This window comes from Agrobacterium sp. LAD9 (genome assembly GCF_003031125.1).
In the GTDB taxonomy this organism is placed as follows: Bacteria; Pseudomonadota; Alphaproteobacteria; order Rhizobiales; family Rhizobiaceae; genus Agrobacterium; species Agrobacterium radiobacter.
The window spans coordinates 1-15,317 of record NZ_PHGS01000015.1; the positions used below are offsets into that span (position 1 = coordinate 1).

Below are 15,317 nucleotides of genomic sequence, written 5' to 3' on the forward strand. Positions count from 1 at the left end.
GCGGGCAGCGCACTGCTCAGCCCTGAGGCAGCCCAGATAACCGCCAATGCGATCGTGCGGGATAAGGATAATCGGCTGGTTCTCAGGGAAACACCTGAGTTCATCGACCTGCGCAACGGCACCTCTGATTTCTGGTTTGTCGCCGTCAGCGAAAAAGGCGAGATCGTTCAGGGCGGGCAGGTGCCTGAGGCCTTCAGCAACATGGATCAACAGCTTAGCGACGTCAGGATCTCGGACGTACGCGACGCAGCGCTTTCCTATTCCTATCTTGCCGTGGTGCGCATCGCCGTCGTTCGTCGCGCCTCCGGCCCAGCGGGAGAATTCGTCATGATCGGCAAGGGCGGCCCGTTCAGCATGACTTTCCCCGTCCTGCTGTTCTCAAACATACTGATCATGCCGGTCCTCATTCTCATGTCCATTGTGACGATCGTCGCCATTCCCTGGCTCATCCGCAGGGAATTTCGCGCCCTTTCCGCCATTGCCCGGACAGCGGAAACCATAGATATCGACAGACGTGGATATCGATTGCCGGATGGCGATATTCCACGAGAGGTGCAACCGCTCGTGCATGCCGTCAACGGCGCGCTGAAACGGCTGGATGACGGCTACGAACGGCACAAGCGCTTCATTCTCGATGCCGCCCATGAATTGCGGACCCCCGTCGCCATTCTCCAGACCCGCGTTGAAACGCTGCTGGACGGCCCGGCCCGAAACAGAATTTTGGCGGATGCCAGCCGCATTGCCGTGCTGGCCGAACAATTGCTGGATCTACAACGTCTCGGCGGGCAGAAGGCACCTCTGGTGCCGCTTGATCTTGTCGGCCTTTGTAGATCGGTCGTCGCCGATATGGCTCCGCTCGCCATATCACAGGGATATGCGCTCTCCTTTGAGCCGGAGGAAGAGCCGATCCTCGCCCTTGCCGACGACGCCTCGTTGCAGCGCGCCCTGATGAACATCGTGCAGAATGCCATCGAACATGGCGGCAATCGCGGAACGATCACGATGAGGGTCGCGGCGAACCGGGTGATCGAGATAGCTGACGAAGGCAATGGCATTCCCGAAGAGGAACGGGAGCTGATTTTCGAGGCCTTCCACCGCCTGCGGCCTAAAGATCGCGGCACCGGGCTCGGGCTCAACCTCGTGCAGGAAATCATGCGCTATCATGGCGGAGAGATTACTATCAGCGATGCTTCCGCCGGTGGCGCCTGCTTCCGTATCACCCTTCCCTATTGCTGAAGAAGAAGCCCTCATTTTCGAAGACAAAAGAAAAGGCCTGTTGCAGACGCAACAGGCCTTTTCCGTTCGTACTACCTTCGGTGCTTAGCGCGGAAGAACGGTCGCCCCCATCAGCGCCTCATCGATCGCGCGCGCCGCCTGGCGACCTTCGCGGATGGCCCAGACCACCAGCGACTGGCCGCGGCGCACGTCACCCGCCGCCCACAGCTTGTCGACCGAGGTCCTGTAATCCGTTTCGTTGGCGACCACGTTGGTGGAGCCACGGCGATCGGTATTCAGCGTCAGCTGGCCTTCCATTTCCTTCAGCACGCTATCGGTGAAGGGACCGGAGAAGCCGATGGCGATGAAGGCGAGATCGGCCTTGATGATGAATTCTGTGCCGGCGATCGGCTTGCGACGATCATCCACCTGACAGCACTTCACACCCGTCAGAACGCCGTCTTCACCGACGAATTCCAGCGTGGCCACTTGGAACTCGCGAACGGCGCCTTCGGCCTGCGAGGACGAGGTGCGCATCTTCGTTGCCCAGAAGGGCCATACCGCAAGCTTGTCTTCCTTTTCCGGCGGCATCGGGCGGATGTCGAGCTGCGTGACTTTCACTGCACCCTGACGGAAAGCCGTGCCGACGCAGTCAGAGGCCGTATCACCACCACCAACGACGACGACATGCTTGCCGCCGGCGAGGATCGGATCGGCCGGCCAGCCGATGCTGTCGATGTTTTCACGGCCGACACGGCGGTTCTGCTGCACGAGATAAGGCATGGCATCATAAACGCCATTAAAATCGGCACCGCCGATACCGGCCGGACGCGGGGTTTCCGAACCGCCGCAATAAAGAACCGCATCGTGATCGGCCAGAAGCGCTTCAACCGTTACATCCACGCCGACATTAACGCCGCAATGGAAGGTGACGCCTTCGCCCTTGATCTGCTCGACACGGCGATCGATGAAGTTCTTCTCCATCTTGAAATCCGGAATACCGTAACGCAGCAATCCGCCGGGCTTGGATTCACGCTCATAGACGTGAACCTCGTGACCGGCGCGGCCAAGCTGCTGCGCAGCGGCCATGCCCGAGGGACCGGAGCCGATGATGGCAACCTTCTTGCCGGTGTGGATCGTCGCCGGCTTCGGAACGATGAAGCCCAGCTCGTAAGCCTTGTCGGCAATCGCCTGCTCGACGGTCTTGATGGCGACCGGCGCATCCTCGAGGTTCAGCGTGCAGGCCTCCTCGCAGGGTGCGGGACAGACGCGGCCGGTGAATTCCGGGAAGTTGTTGGTGGAATGGAGGTTGCGGATCGCCTCTTCCCAGTTGTTGTTATAGACCAGATCGTTCCAGTCGGGGATCTGGTTGTGCACGGGACAGCCCGTCGGACCATGACAGTATGGAATGCCGCAATCCATGCAGCGTGCAGCCTGCTTCTGCACCTCGGCATCCGACATCGGAATGGTGAATTCGCGGAAATGGCGGATACGATCCGATGCGGGCTGATACTTGCCCACCTGCCGGTCGATTTCCAGAAAACCTGTTACCTTGCCCACGTATATGTCCTCACATCAAAGCGGAGCGCCTGTCGGGCCCCAGTACCAGGTGGCGAAACCGAAAACCGCCCCCAATACGATGAATTCAAATCCGGTCTCGCCGCTCGTCCAGTAGATCGCCGTGGGAACGGCGACCGCGATCATCAGCGAGACCAGTTGGTGTAGTGTCCTCACGCGGCGGATTACTCCGCCGCCACGCCCATGCGCATACGTTCCATTTCCTCAAGCGCACGACGGTATTCGACCGGCATGACCTTGCGGAACTTCGGACGGAACTCGCTCCAGCGGTCGAGTATATCCTTGGCACGCGACGAGTTTGTGTAGTGGAAGTGATTGGAAATCAGCTGGTAGAGACGCTCCTCGTCGTGACGCGTCATGTCTTCGGAAACGTCAACACGTCCCTTGTGCATGAGGTCGCCGCCGTGATGGTGCAGCTTCTCCAGCATGTCGTCCTCTTCCGGAACCGGCTCCAGCTCGACCATGGCCATGTTGCAGCGGGTGGCGAAATCGCCCTTCTCATCGAGAACGTAAGCCACACCACCGGACATGCCGGCCGCGAAGTTGCGACCCGTTTCACCGAGAACGACCACGATGCCGCCCGTCATATATTCGCAACCATGATCGCCGACGCCTTCGACAACCGCGACGGCGCCGGAGTTGCGCACCGCAAAGCGCTCACCCGCAACACCGCGGAAATAGCACTCGCCGGTGATCGCACCATAGAGAACGGTGTTGCCGACGATGATCGAGTTTTCCGCAACAATCCGGGTGTTTTCCGGCGGACGCACGATGATGCGGCCACCCGAAAGCCCCTTGCCGACATAGTCGTTGCCGTCACCCACCAGATCGAAGGTGATGCCACGGGCCAGGAACGCACCGAAAGACTGGCCCGCCGTGCCGCGCAGCGTCACGTGGATCGTGTCATCCTTCAGGCCCTTGTGGCCCCAGCGCTTGGCAAGCGCGCCTGATAACATGGCGCCGGCGGAACGGTCGACGTTCTTGATCGGCACTTCGAACACGACAGGCTCACGGTTTTCCAGCGAGGGCAGCGACTTCTCGATCAGCTTGCGATCGAGAATGTCGTCGATCGGGTGCTTCTGGCGCTCGGTCCAGAAGGTCGCTTCCTTGGGAGCCTCGACCTTGTGGAAGATGCGGCTGAAATCCAGCCCCTTGGCCTTCCAGTGCGCCAGCATCTCATCCTTTTCCAGCAGTTCGGAAGCGCCGATGATCTCGTCCAGCCTGGTAACACCAAGCGAGGCAAGGATTTCGCGCACTTCTTCGGCAACGAAGAAGAAGTAGTTGATGACGTGTTCCGGCGTGCCCTTGAAGCGCTTGCGCAGAACCGGGTCCTGCGTGGCGACGCCCACCGGGCAGGTGTTGAGGTGACACTTGCGCATCATGATGCAGCCGGCCGCAATCAGCGGTGCGGTGGCAAAGCCGAATTCATCAGCACCGAGCAACGCGCCGATGATGACGTCACGGCCGGTCTTCAGACCGCCATCCACCTGCAGCGCAACGCGTGAGCGAAGGCCGTTCAGCACCAGGGTCTGCTGGGTTTCGGCAAGGCCGATTTCCCACGGCGAACCCGCATGTTTGAGGGAGGTGAGCGGCGAAGCGCCCGTACCGCCATCAAAACCGGCAACGGTGATGTGGTCGGCGCGTGCCTTGGCGACACCGGCCGCAACCGTGCCGACACCCACTTCCGATACCAGCTTCACCGAAACATCAGCTTCCGGATTGACGTTCTTCAGATCGTAGATCAGCTGCGCCAGATCTTCGATGGAATAGATGTCATGATGCGGCGGCGGCGAGATGAGGCCGACACCCGGTGTGGAGTGACGGGTCTTGGCAACCGTCGCATCCACCTTGTGGCCGGGCAATTGTCCGCCCTCGCCGGGCTTCGCACCCTGCGCCACCTTGATCTGCAGCATGTCGGCATTGACCAGATATTCGGTCGTGACGCCAAAACGGCCGGATGCGATCTGCTTGATGGCCGAGCGTTCCGGGTTCGGCTGGCCGTTCAACAGCGGCATGTAACGGTCGGATTCTTCGCCGCCTTCGCCGGTGTTGGACTTGCCGCCGATGCGGTTCATGGCGATGGCAAGCGTCGTATGCGCCTCGCGGCTGATGGAGCCGAAGGACATGGCGCCGGTCGAGAAGCGCTTGACGATGTCAGCCGCGGGTTCCACGTCATCAATGGAGACCGGCTTGCGGCCGAGAGCTTCCGCAGACTTGACCTTGAACAGACCTCTGATGGTGTTCATGCGCAGCGCCGTCTCATTCACCATGCCGGCGAATTCGCGGTAGCGATCCTGGCTGTTGCCGCGCACGGCATGCTGCAGCGAGGCAACGGCATCCGGCGTCCAGGCGTGGCTTTCGCCGCGCATGCGATAGGCATATTCGCCGCCAATATCGAGCGTGTTGGCAAGGATCGGATCCTTGCCGAAGGCAGCCGTGTGGCGCGTTACGGTTTCTTCGGCGATTTCGGTCAGGCCGACGCCCTCGATGGAGGTGGCGGTGCCGAAGAAATATTTCTCGACGAATTCCGAAGACAGGCCGATCGCGTCGAAGATCTGCGCGCCGCAATAGGACTGGTAGGTGGAAATGCCCATCTTGGACATGACCTTGAGGATGCCCTTACCAACTGCCTTGATGTAGCGATAAACGACTTCATCATCGGACACTTCCTTCGGGAATGCACCGTGCTTGTGCATGTCGAGAAGCGTATCGAAGGCGAGATAGGGGTTGATCGCCTCCGCGCCATAACCGGCGAGCAGACAGAAATGGTGGATTTCGCGCGGTTCACCGGTTTCCACGACGAGACCGACCGAGGTGCGCAGACCCTTGCGGATCAGGTGATGGTGCACGGCGGCCGTCGCCAGAAGTGCCGGGATCGCGATGCGGTCCGGGCCGAGCTGACGGTCGGAGAGAACGATGATGTTGTAGCCGCCGCGAACGGCGGATTCCGCCCGCTCGCACAGGCGGTCGAGCATTTCAGGCATGCCTTCCGCACCGCGCTCCACATCATAGGTGAAGTCGAGCGTCTTGGTGTCGAAACGGTCTTCCGTGTGGCCGATGGAGCGGATCTTTTCCAGATCGCCATTGGTCAGGATCGGCTGGCGAACTTCCAGACGCTTGGCGCGGGCCGCACCTTCGTGATCGAGAAGGTTCGGGCGCGGACCGATGAAGGAAACGAGGCTCATCACCAGTTCTTCACGGATCGGATCGATCGGCGGGTTGGTGACCTGTGCGAAGTTCTGCTTGAAATAGGTGTAAAGCAGCTTCGACTTGTCCGACATGGCCGAAATCGGCGTATCGGTGCCCATCGAGCCGATAGCTTCCTGACCCGTCGTCGCCATAGGCGACATCAGGAGCTTCGTATCTTCGCTGGTGTAACCGAAGGCCTGCTGACGGTCGAGCAGCGACACGTCACGGCGCAGAGCACGCGGCTCCACCGGCTTCAAGTCTTCAAGAATGAGCTGGGTGCGATCGAGCCAGGTGCGGTAAGGGTGCTTGGCGGCAAGCTCGTGCTTCACATCCTCATCGGAAATGATAGAGCCCTTTTCCATGTCGATCAGCAGCATCTTGCCCGGCTGCAAACGCCACTTCTTGATGATGCGCTCCTCCGGCACCGGCAATGTGCCGGCTTCGGACGCCATGATGACGCGATCATCATCGGTGACGAGATAACGCGCCGGGCGCAAACCGTTACGGTCGAGCGTCGCGCCGATCTGCTTGCCATCGGTGAAGGCGACGGCGGCGGGGCCGTCCCACGGCTCCATCAGCGCGGCATGATATTCGTAAAACGCCTTGCGTTCAGCCGACATGGACAGGTTGCCCGACCAGGCTTCCGGAATCAGCATCATCACGGCATGCGCCATGGAATAACCGCCACGCACGAGGAATTCGAGCGCGTTGTCGAAGCAGGCGGTGTCCGACTGGCCTTCATAGGAAATCGGCCAGAGCTTGGAGATGTCATCGCCGAACAGCACGGAGGAAACAGACGCCTGACGCGCCGCCATCCAGTTGACGTTGCCGCGCAGCGTGTTGATTTCACCGTTATGGGCGACCATGCGGTAGGGGTGCGCCAGCTTCCACGAAGGGAAGGTGTTGGTGGAGAAACGCTGATGCACCAGCGCAACCGCGGATTCGAAACGCGGGTCCGCCAGATCCTTGTAATAGGCGCCAACCTGATAGGCGAGGAACATGCCCTTGTAGACGATAGTCGAGGAGGAGAGCGACACGGGATAGAAATCCTGCGTTTCCTTGCCGCCGCCCTCGTCATAGATGCGGTTGGAGAGAACCTTGCGGATCAGGAACAGCTTGCGCTCGAAGTCATGATTGGTCGCCGCATCGCGGCCGGCGCCGATGAAGACCTGAACGTGGTGCGGTTCGGTCCCGGCAATGTCAGGCGCCCTGGAAAGCGAGGAATTGTCGACCGGAACGTCGCGGAAGCCGAGGAACTGCTGCCCCTCCTCGCCGATGACGTCGATGATGACCTTCTTATAGTGTTCGATGCGGGCCGGATCCCGCGGCATGAAGATGTGGCCGACAGCGTATTCGCCAGCCTTTGGCAGCGTCACGCCCTGCGCCGCCATTTCCTCGCGGAAGAAACGGTCGGGGATCTGCACGAGAATACCAGCACCATCGCCCATCAACGGGTCGGCACCGACAGCACCACGATGCGTCAGGTTTTCGAGGATAAACAGGCCGTCCTTGACGATCTGGTGCGACTTGACGCCCTTCATATGGGCAACGAAGCCGACGCCGCAGGCATCATGTTCATTGGCGGGATTGTAAAGACCCTGCCTTTCCGGCAAGCCGCCCGCGAAACGCGCTTTCGCAGAAACGGGTGCGGCCGCAGCCGCGGTGGGACAGTCTGTGGTCAGGGTTGCGGCGGCGATCTCTGCCTGCGGCTTGTTCGTCATTTTTGTCCCTCCTGCAAAATTACTTGCATGGTTTCATGCGAAGATCCGGCTCGACACGAATTTTCGCTTCCCGCAAAACCCGTATTCAACCCGGCTCGATCAAATTTAGGACAGCAAAGCTGTCTCAATTCACGAGGATTTTGACAGAAACGGGCGAATTTTGCAAGGGTGCGAATCCAATTAGTGAAAGCCCCATTTTGCAGCGAAGTTTCGATACTGACCTATTGTGCGAAACTTTCTTGTCGCAAAGCAGCCCGACCCGTTGCTTTCATTACCGGATTTGCCAATCTCAATGTTCCGACCTAGAACTTTCCCGTTATCGCTTCGAACAGCCCGAACAGAACCTCAGCTATCGGAAAGCCTTCAGAGATGTTTTTTGCTTCAGACAATTGGGCTGGCGCCCATCCGGCCGTCAACGAACGGCTTTCGCGGGAATCCACACGCTTTGCCGCCGCTTATGGCACCAGCGAACTTGATCTCTCCATCGAAAAGCGCTTCAACGAGATTTTCGAACGCGAAGTCGCGGTGTTTTTCGTCGCGACCGGCACGGCGGCCAATTCGCTTTCACTGGCCAGCATTGCCCGCGCCGGCGGCCTGACCTTCTGTCATTCCGAAGCGCATGTGATCGAGGACGAGTGCGGTGCACCGGATTTCTTTTCCGGCATGCGCATGGTCGCAGTCGAGGGACCGAACGGCAAGATGCTGCCGGAAAACCTGATCGAGCGCATTGCCCGTTATCCGCAGGATGCCGTGCACCACGGCCGCGCCGCAGCCATCACCATGACGCAGGCAACCGAAGCCGGCACCGTCTATACGCTCGATGAAATCGACGCCATCGCCAAAATCGCAAAAGACAACGGCCTGCCGCTACACATGGACGGCGCGCGTTTCGCCAATGCGCTTTCCGCACTCGGCACCACGCCCGCCGAAATGACGTGGAAACGCGGCGTCGACGTCCTGTCTTTCGGCGGCACGAAAAACGGCTGCTGGTGCGCGGAGGCAATCGTCTTCTTCGATCCCTCGCTCGCCCGGGACTTTTCCTTCCTGCGCAAACGCACCGCCCAGCTTTTTTCGAAATCACGCTTCATTGCCGCACAGTTCGAGGCCTATCTGCAGGATGACCTGTGGCTCGGTCTCGCCGGCCACGCCAATGCCATGGCCAACCGGCTCCGCGCCGGTTTCGCTTCGCTAAACAGCGCCCGCCTTGCCTGGCCGACCACGGCGAACGAAGTTTTCGCTATTCTGCCGAAGGCGGCCGCCGAAGCTGCCACGGCAAAGGGTGCGAAGTTCTATGACTGGCTGGAGCCGCGCGACATGCCGGAAGAAGTCGGCAAGGACGAGGTGCTGATCCGCATGGTCACCAGCTTCGCGACAACTGAGGCCGATGTGGACGAATTCCTGTCGATCTGCGCTGCCGTCTGACAAATATCGGAGGGCGCTCATAACCGCGCCCTCACACCTCCTGCAGCCGGTAACCCACACCGGTTTCCGTCAGGATATAACGGGGCTGATCCGGAATTTTTTCGATCTTCTGGCGAAGCTGGCGCACGTAAACCCGCAAATATTGCACGTCGGTCAGTTCGTCCCACACATGCTCCAGCAGGAAACGGTGGGTCAGAACCTTGCCGGCATGCTGCACGAGAACCCGCAGGATGTCATATTCCTTCGGCGAGAGCTTCACCTCCCGGTCCTCCACCCGGACGATGCGTCTGACCAGATCGACGGAGAGGTCGCCGGTCTGAAACACCGGCCTCTCTCCCTGGCTTTGCAGACGATGGCGCAGAGCGACGCGGATACGGGCGACGAGTTCGTTCATGCCGAAAGGCTTGGTGATATAGTCATCCGCCCCCAGTTCCAGCGCCTTGACGATACCCGCCTCATCCGTGCGGCTGGAGAGAATGATAACCGGCAGCGTCAGGCCCTCGCCGCGCCATTTCGCCAAGAGATCATGCCCCGACATGTCCGGTAGGCCGAGATCGAGAACGACGAGATCGGGCTTGTCCTCACTGACCAGCTCCATGGCGACCTTCGCATTCATCGCTTCGCTCACCGAATATCCCTGAGTCGACAGCCCCACGCGCAAAAGCTTGCGGATCGGCGGTTCGTCGTCGATGATCAGAATACGAACGGCGGAATTGGTCATTCCCGATCTCCTTCAGCGGCATAGCCGCTTGTCGCCGGCAATCGTGCCTTAATCATGATCTATCACAGGCGCATCGGCAGGAACCGGCAGACTGACGGTAAACTGCGCACCGGTGCGACCCGGCCTGTTTTCCGCGCGGATCGACCCGCCCATGGCCTCGATAAACCCCTTGCAGATGGACAGCCCGAGACCCGTTCCGGCCTGCACATGATCCGCCTTGCGCACCCGGTAGAAACTGTCAAACACCCGCTCGGTATCATCGGGTGGAATACCCGGCCCCGCATCGGCCACAGACAGGAAGATATTCTTGCCATGTCGCCAGCCGCGAATCTCGATGGTCGTATGTTCGGGGGCGTATTTGGCGGCATTGTCGATGAGATTGAACAGAACCTGTTCGAAAAGCACGGGATCGACCTTCAGCATCGGCAGGTCGGATGGAATATCCAGAACGATCTCATGCCTGACGACGATTTTAGCTGCGCGCGACAGCGCGGTTCCGACCATATCGCCCAGGAAATGCAGACCATAGTTCGGCTCCATCGCGCCCGAACCGATCCGCGTCATATCAAGAAGATTGGAGATGAAACGGTTCAGCCGCTCGGATTCCTCGACAATCGTTGAAAGCAGTTCGGCGCGCGCATCCGGCGGGATGTCCTCGGCGAAATCCTTCAGTGTTCCGGCCGAACCCAGGATGGCCGCAAGCGGCGTCTTGAGGTCATGGGAAATGGATGTCAGGAGTGCGGTGCGCAGCCGGTCGGTTTCCGCAGCAAGCCTTGCCCGGTCGACGTCAGAGACGAGTTGAATCCGCTCGATGGCGAGTGCCGCCTGATCGGCCAATGCGTCAAACAGCCGTTGCTGCTCCGGTGTCAGAAGCGGGCCGAGCCGGTCATCGTCCAGCCCCACCACGCCGACGGCGCCACTGCCAGTGCGCAAGGGCAGATAAAGACGTTTGGCGCCGGGAAGCGTATCTGCGCCCCTGCCCGCAGCCTTGTTGTGTTCCCAGGCCCACTGGGCTGCAGCAATATCGGCATCGACAAGCGTATCATCAGGCGGATATCCCGCCTTGACCGCTATCGTATTGTTTTCCGGCAGAAGCAGAACGATCCGAACCTTCAGCATCGAGGCCATCTGGAAAGCGGCTGCCCACAACACGTCGTCCAGCGTTCCGGTCACCGAAAGCTTCTTGGAGAACAGATACAAATCTTCCGTCGTTCGCGCCCTTGCCCGCGCGGAGGCCGCCTGCCGCTGCACCGCGACGGTAAGGTTGGAGGCGACGAGCGCCACGCCGAAATAAAACAAAAGAGCGACAAGGCTGTCCGGAGAACTGACCGTCAGCGTGTAACGGGGCTCCAGAAAGAAGAAGTTGAAGGCGACCGCGCCAAGCAGCGAAGCATAAAGCGCCGGGCCCAAACCGCCGCGCACGGCGGCCGCCAGAACGGCCATCAGGAAAACAAGCGCGAGGTTCTGCACATCGAGCGTCTGATCGAGCACGATGCCGACCACGATCGCCAGCCCGACAAACAGGGTGCTGTTGAGATAGGACCGGAAGGACTGGCGTGACCGCGCCGGTGCGGGCTTTACGGCTTGACCCTGCTTTTCTTCCCTCTTGTCGCCGGAAATGACATGCACGCTGATATCGCCCGCGTGGTCGATCAGATCATGCGTCAGCGAACGCTGGAAAATTCGCTGCCACCAGGATTTTCGCGGGCGGCCGATGATGATGTGGGTGAAATTATTGGCATTGGCGTAGGAGATGATCTCACGGGTCAGGTCCAGTGCCGGCAGGGTCACCGTCTCGCCGCCAAGCTGCTGCGCGAGCCGCATGGTGCCCGCCAGCCGGTCTTTTTCCGCCTCCGATAATTGCTGCGAACGCGGGGTATCGAGATGCAGCGCCGTCCAGGGTGCACGCAGGCGATCCGCCTGTCGGCGGGCGTAACGCACCAGCCCCGGACCATTGCCGCCATGGTCGAGACAGACCAGAACCCTGTCTCCCGCCGCCCAGGGGCCGGAAATGGCATGGGACTGCATGTGGTTGAGCAATTGCTCATCCACCCGTTGGGCAGTGCGCCGGAGGGCAAGCTCTCGCAGGGCCGTCAGGTTACCGCGCGAAAAATAATTCTCGATGGCGCGCCGGGCGGTGCGGGGCAGGTACACCTTGCCATCCTGCAGGCGTTTGATCAGATCGTCAGGGGTAATATCGATGATTTCGACATCGTCGGCCCGGTCGATGATGCTGTCAGGCACCGTTTCACGAACACGGATGCGGGTGATCTGCGCAACGATGTCGTTCAGGCTTTCGACATGCTGGATATTCAGCGTCGTATAGACGTTGATGCCCTGCGCCAGAATCTCCTGAACATCCATATAACGCTTGGGATGGCGGCTGCCGGTGGCATTGGTGTGAGCCAGTTCATCGACCAGAACCAGAGCGGGACGACGGGCCAGAATGGCATCGAGATCCATCTCCTCCAGCACCTGACCGCGATAATCGATGCGACGGCGGTGGATGATCTCGAAACCCTGCACCAGCGTTTCGGTTTCCCGCCGGCCATGGGTTTCAACGACGCCGATGACGGCATCCACACCATCCGCCAGCTTCGCCCGGCCGGACATCAGCATTTCATAGGTCTTGCCGACGCCGGGCGCTGCGCCCAGAAAAATCTTCAACCGGCCCCGCGCCTCGCGCCGGGCGTTTTCCAGCAGCGCATCGGGCGATGGTCGGCTCGGCATATCACGATTGTCGTCAGGCATTTAACCCACCAGTGGTCGAGGCTATGGCTTGCGAACAAGCCATAGCCATTTCAATTCATGAGCCGGCTGCGTCAAGGGCCATGTTGAGTGCCAGCACATTCACGACAGGCTCTCCCATGAAGCCGAGTTCCGGTCCTTCGACATGGCGCTCGACGATGCTACGCAGGGACGCCTCATCCATGCCCCTCGCCTTGGCGACGCGGGGAACCTGAAAATAGGCGGCTTCAGGCGAAACATGTGGATCAAGGCCGCTGCCCGAAGCCGTCACCAGATCGGCGGGAACCTCGGCCGCCGGATTTTCGGCTTTTGCGGCCTCGTAATCCTGTTTCACCCGGTCGATGAGCTTGGCGCTCGTCGGCCCGAGATTGGAGCCGGAAGACGAGGCGGCATTATAACCATCGCCGGCAGCGGACGGCCTTCCGTGGAAATATTTCTCACCGGTGAAGGTCTGCCCGATCAATTGCGAACCCACCACGGCACCACCTTTTTCGACCAGGCTGCCATTTGCCTGAAAGGGGAAGATCGCCTGCGCGAGACCTGTCATGCCCAAGGGATAGGCAAGGCCGGTGATGGCGGTGGTGGCGAGGATGAGCACCAGTGCGGGACGAAGCTGTCTAAACATTGTCTTTACTCCTCAGGCGAGACCGAGCGCCGTAATAGCGAGGTCGATGGCCTTGATGCCGATGAAGGGAACGATGATGCCGCCGAGGCCATAGATGACCAGATTGCGCGACAGCAGCGCACCCGCGCCGATCGGACGATATTTGACGCCCTTCAGCGAGAGCGGGATGAGCGCGATGATGATGAGCGCGTTGAAGATGATGGCCGACAGGATGGCGCTCTGGGGTGTCGAAAGCCCCATCACGTTCAGAACGCCAAGCTGCGGATAGAGCGCCAGGAACATCGCCGGGATGATGGCGAAATATTTGGCGATGTCGTTGGCAATGGAGAACGTCGTCAGCGCACCGCGCGTCATCAGCAACTGCTTGCCGATTTCGACGATCTCGATGAGTTTGGTCGGATCGCTGTCGAGATCGACCATGTTGCCGGCCTCACGGGCCGCAACCGTGCCGGTGTTCATGGCAACGCCGACATCGGCCTGCGCCAGCGCGGGAGCATCATTGGTGCCGTCGCCGCACATGGCGACGAGCTTGCCCTTGGCCTGTTCCTCGCGGATAAGCTCCAGCTTGTTTTCCGGCGTCGCCTGGGCGAGGAAATCATCCACCCCTGCTTCCGCCGCTATTGCCGCGGCCGTCATGGGATTGTCGCCGGTGATCATCACCGTGCGGATGCCCATGCGGCGAAGCTCCGCAAAACGCTCGCGAATGCCGCCCTTGACGATGTCCTTCAGCTGCACAACGCCGAGCAATTTTCCATCGCGCACGACAGCGAGCGGCGTGCCGCCGGTCTTGGCGATCTCTTCCGCAATTGCCCGGATGCCGCGCGTGGCGTCCGTTTCGGTTTTGACGGCAAGCGCCACATTGCCCTGTTGCGGAGCGCCGCCATCAACATGGGCAAGAACGGCATCGACTGCGCCCTTGCGAATGGAGGAACCTTCGAAATCGACACCACTCATTCGGGTCTGGGCGGTGAAAGGTACGAAATTCGCATGGAGTTTCTGCATGTCACGGGCGCGGATACCGTATTTTTCCTTGGCCAGAACCACGATCGAGCGGCCTTCCGGCGTTTCGTCGGCAAGGGAGGCAAGCTGCGCCGCATCGGCCAGTTCCTGCTCGGAAACGCCGGCAACGGGACGAAACTCGGTCGCCTGACGGTTGCCAAGGGTGATGGTGCCGGTCTTGTCGAGCAGCAGCGTATCCACATCGCCGGCCGCCTCGACGGCGCGGCCGGACATGGCCAGCACATTGAAACGCACCAGCCTGTCCATGCCGGCGATGCCGATGGCGGACAGAAGCGCACCGATGGTGGTCGGGATGAGCGTCACGAACAATGCCACCAGCACGATGATCGGGATCGAACCTCCGGCATAGGCCGCGAAACTCGGAATGGTGGCTGTGGCCAGAACGAAGATCAGCGTCATGCCGGCCAGCAGGATATTGAGCGCGATCTCGTTCGGCGTCTTCTGGCGTTCCGCGCCTTCGACGAGCGAAATCATCCGGTCGAGAAAGGTGGAACCGGCAGCGGCAGTGATGCGAACCCTGATCCAGTCCGACAGCACCTGCGTGCCGCCGGTAACCGCCGAGCGGTCGCCACCGGATTCGCGGATGACGGGGGCGGATTCGCCAGTGATGGCCGCCTCGTTGACGGAGGCGACACCTTCGATGACCTCACCGTCGGAGGGGATGATATCGCCCGCCTCGACGAGAACGACATCGTTCACCTTCAGGCTGGTGCCCGCCACCATTTTATATTGGCTGCGGTCATCGCCGGTCAGCAGTTTCGCCTGGGTCTCCGTGCGGGTCCGGCGCAACGAATCCGCCTGCGCCTTGCCGCGCCCTTCGGCGACGGCTTCCGCGAAATTGGCGAACAACACGGTGAACCAGAGCCAGAGATTGATCTGGAAGGAAAAGCCGAGATTGGCGCCACCGGTGATGAGATCGCGGATGAACAGCACTGTCGTCAGCACCGACACTGTCGCCACCACGAACATGACCGGGTTGCGCGCCAATGTGCGCGGGTTGAGCTTTTTGAATGCGGCGGCAATGGCCGGCACGAGAATGCGAGAATCAAGGATGCTCGCTTGTTTGGACTGGCTCATG

At 60.5% G+C, this 15,317-nt stretch carries 9 protein-coding genes; 2 read left to right on the forward strand and 7 right to left on the reverse strand.

The window, feature by feature from the left end; genetic code table 11:
- Positions 1 to 1,236, forward strand: a 1,236-nt coding sequence (locus tag DA915_RS16555; protein ID WP_107676640.1) for a HAMP domain-containing sensor histidine kinase, incomplete at its 5' end; no start/stop codon positions are given.
- A gap of 84 nt (positions 1,237 to 1,320) precedes the next feature.
- Here the strand turns inward: DA915_RS16555 and DA915_RS16560 are convergent.
- The 3 genes from DA915_RS16560 to gltB are packed head-to-tail and all read right to left on the reverse strand — an operon-like array spanning position 1,321 to position 7,703.
- Positions 1,321 to 2,775, reverse strand: a complete 1,455-nt coding sequence (locus DA915_RS16560) for a glutamate synthase subunit beta (protein ID WP_080864730.1) — start codon at positions 2,773 to 2,775, stop codon at positions 1,321 to 1,323.
- Between the two features lie 15 nt (positions 2,776 to 2,790).
- The gene (locus DA915_RS28955; RefSeq protein WP_154073954.1) at positions 2,791 to 2,949 is read right to left on the reverse strand and encodes a hypothetical protein; all 159 of its coding nucleotides are present in this window, start codon (positions 2,947 to 2,949) and stop codon (positions 2,791 to 2,793) included.
- Between the two features lie 8 nt (positions 2,950 to 2,957).
- The gene (gene gltB, locus DA915_RS16565; protein ID WP_107676641.1) at positions 2,958 to 7,703 is read right to left on the reverse strand and encodes a glutamate synthase large subunit; all 4,746 of its coding nucleotides are present in this window, start codon (positions 7,701 to 7,703) and stop codon (positions 2,958 to 2,960) included.
- A gap of 369 nt (positions 7,704 to 8,072) precedes the next feature.
- On the opposite strand from gltB, the gene DA915_RS16570 reads away from it, so the two are divergent.
- Positions 8,073 to 9,125, forward strand: coding sequence for a low specificity L-threonine aldolase (locus DA915_RS16570; RefSeq protein WP_003506102.1), 1,053 nt, complete (start codon positions 8,073 to 8,075; stop codon positions 9,123 to 9,125).
- Between the two features lie 31 nt (positions 9,126 to 9,156).
- Here the strand turns inward: DA915_RS16570 and DA915_RS16575 are convergent, their stop codons facing one another.
- From DA915_RS16575 to kdpB, 4 genes are read right to left on the reverse strand one after another with little or no spacing between them, the layout of a single operon-like run.
- Positions 9,157 to 9,846: a response regulator transcription factor gene (locus DA915_RS16575; RefSeq protein ID WP_107676642.1), complete on the reverse strand. Its 690-nt coding sequence runs from the start codon at positions 9,844 to 9,846 to the stop codon at positions 9,157 to 9,159.
- A gap of 48 nt (positions 9,847 to 9,894) precedes the next feature.
- Positions 9,895 to 12,597, reverse strand: a complete 2,703-nt coding sequence (locus DA915_RS16580; protein WP_003506098.1) for a sensor histidine kinase KdpD — start codon at positions 12,595 to 12,597, stop codon at positions 9,895 to 9,897.
- 55 nt (positions 12,598 to 12,652) lie between these two features.
- Positions 12,653 to 13,219, reverse strand: coding sequence for a potassium-transporting ATPase subunit KdpC (kdpC, locus tag DA915_RS16585; RefSeq protein ID WP_107676643.1), 567 nt, complete (start codon positions 13,217 to 13,219; stop codon positions 12,653 to 12,655).
- 12 nt (positions 13,220 to 13,231) lie between these two features.
- Positions 13,232 to 15,316, reverse strand: a complete 2,085-nt coding sequence (gene kdpB, locus DA915_RS16590) for a potassium-transporting ATPase subunit KdpB (protein WP_107676644.1) — start codon at positions 15,314 to 15,316, stop codon at positions 13,232 to 13,234.
- Position 15,317 lies beyond the last annotated feature (1 nt).

What these genes read in the sequence shown, in the direction of transcription:
- gltB (WP_107676641.1), bottom strand. Translation starts at nt 7,703, where the DNA reads ATGACGAACAAGCCGCAGGCAGAGATCGCCGCCGCAACCCTGACCACA.
- DA915_RS16570 (WP_003506102.1), top strand. Translation starts at nt 8,073, where the DNA reads ATGTTTTTTGCTTCAGACAATTGGGCTGGCGCCCATCCGGCCGTCAAC.
- DA915_RS16575 (WP_107676642.1), bottom strand. Translation starts at nt 9,846, where the DNA reads ATGACCAATTCCGCCGTTCGTATTCTGATCATCGACGACGAACCGCCG.
- DA915_RS16580 (WP_003506098.1), bottom strand. Translation starts at nt 12,597, where the DNA reads ATGCCTGACGACAATCGTGATATGCCGAGCCGACCATCGCCCGATGCG.
- kdpC (WP_107676643.1), bottom strand. Translation starts at nt 13,219, where the DNA reads ATGTTTAGACAGCTTCGTCCCGCACTGGTGCTCATCCTCGCCACCACC.
- kdpB (WP_107676644.1), bottom strand. Translation starts at nt 15,316, where the DNA reads ATGAGCCAGTCCAAACAAGCGAGCATCCTTGATTCTCGCATTCTCGTG.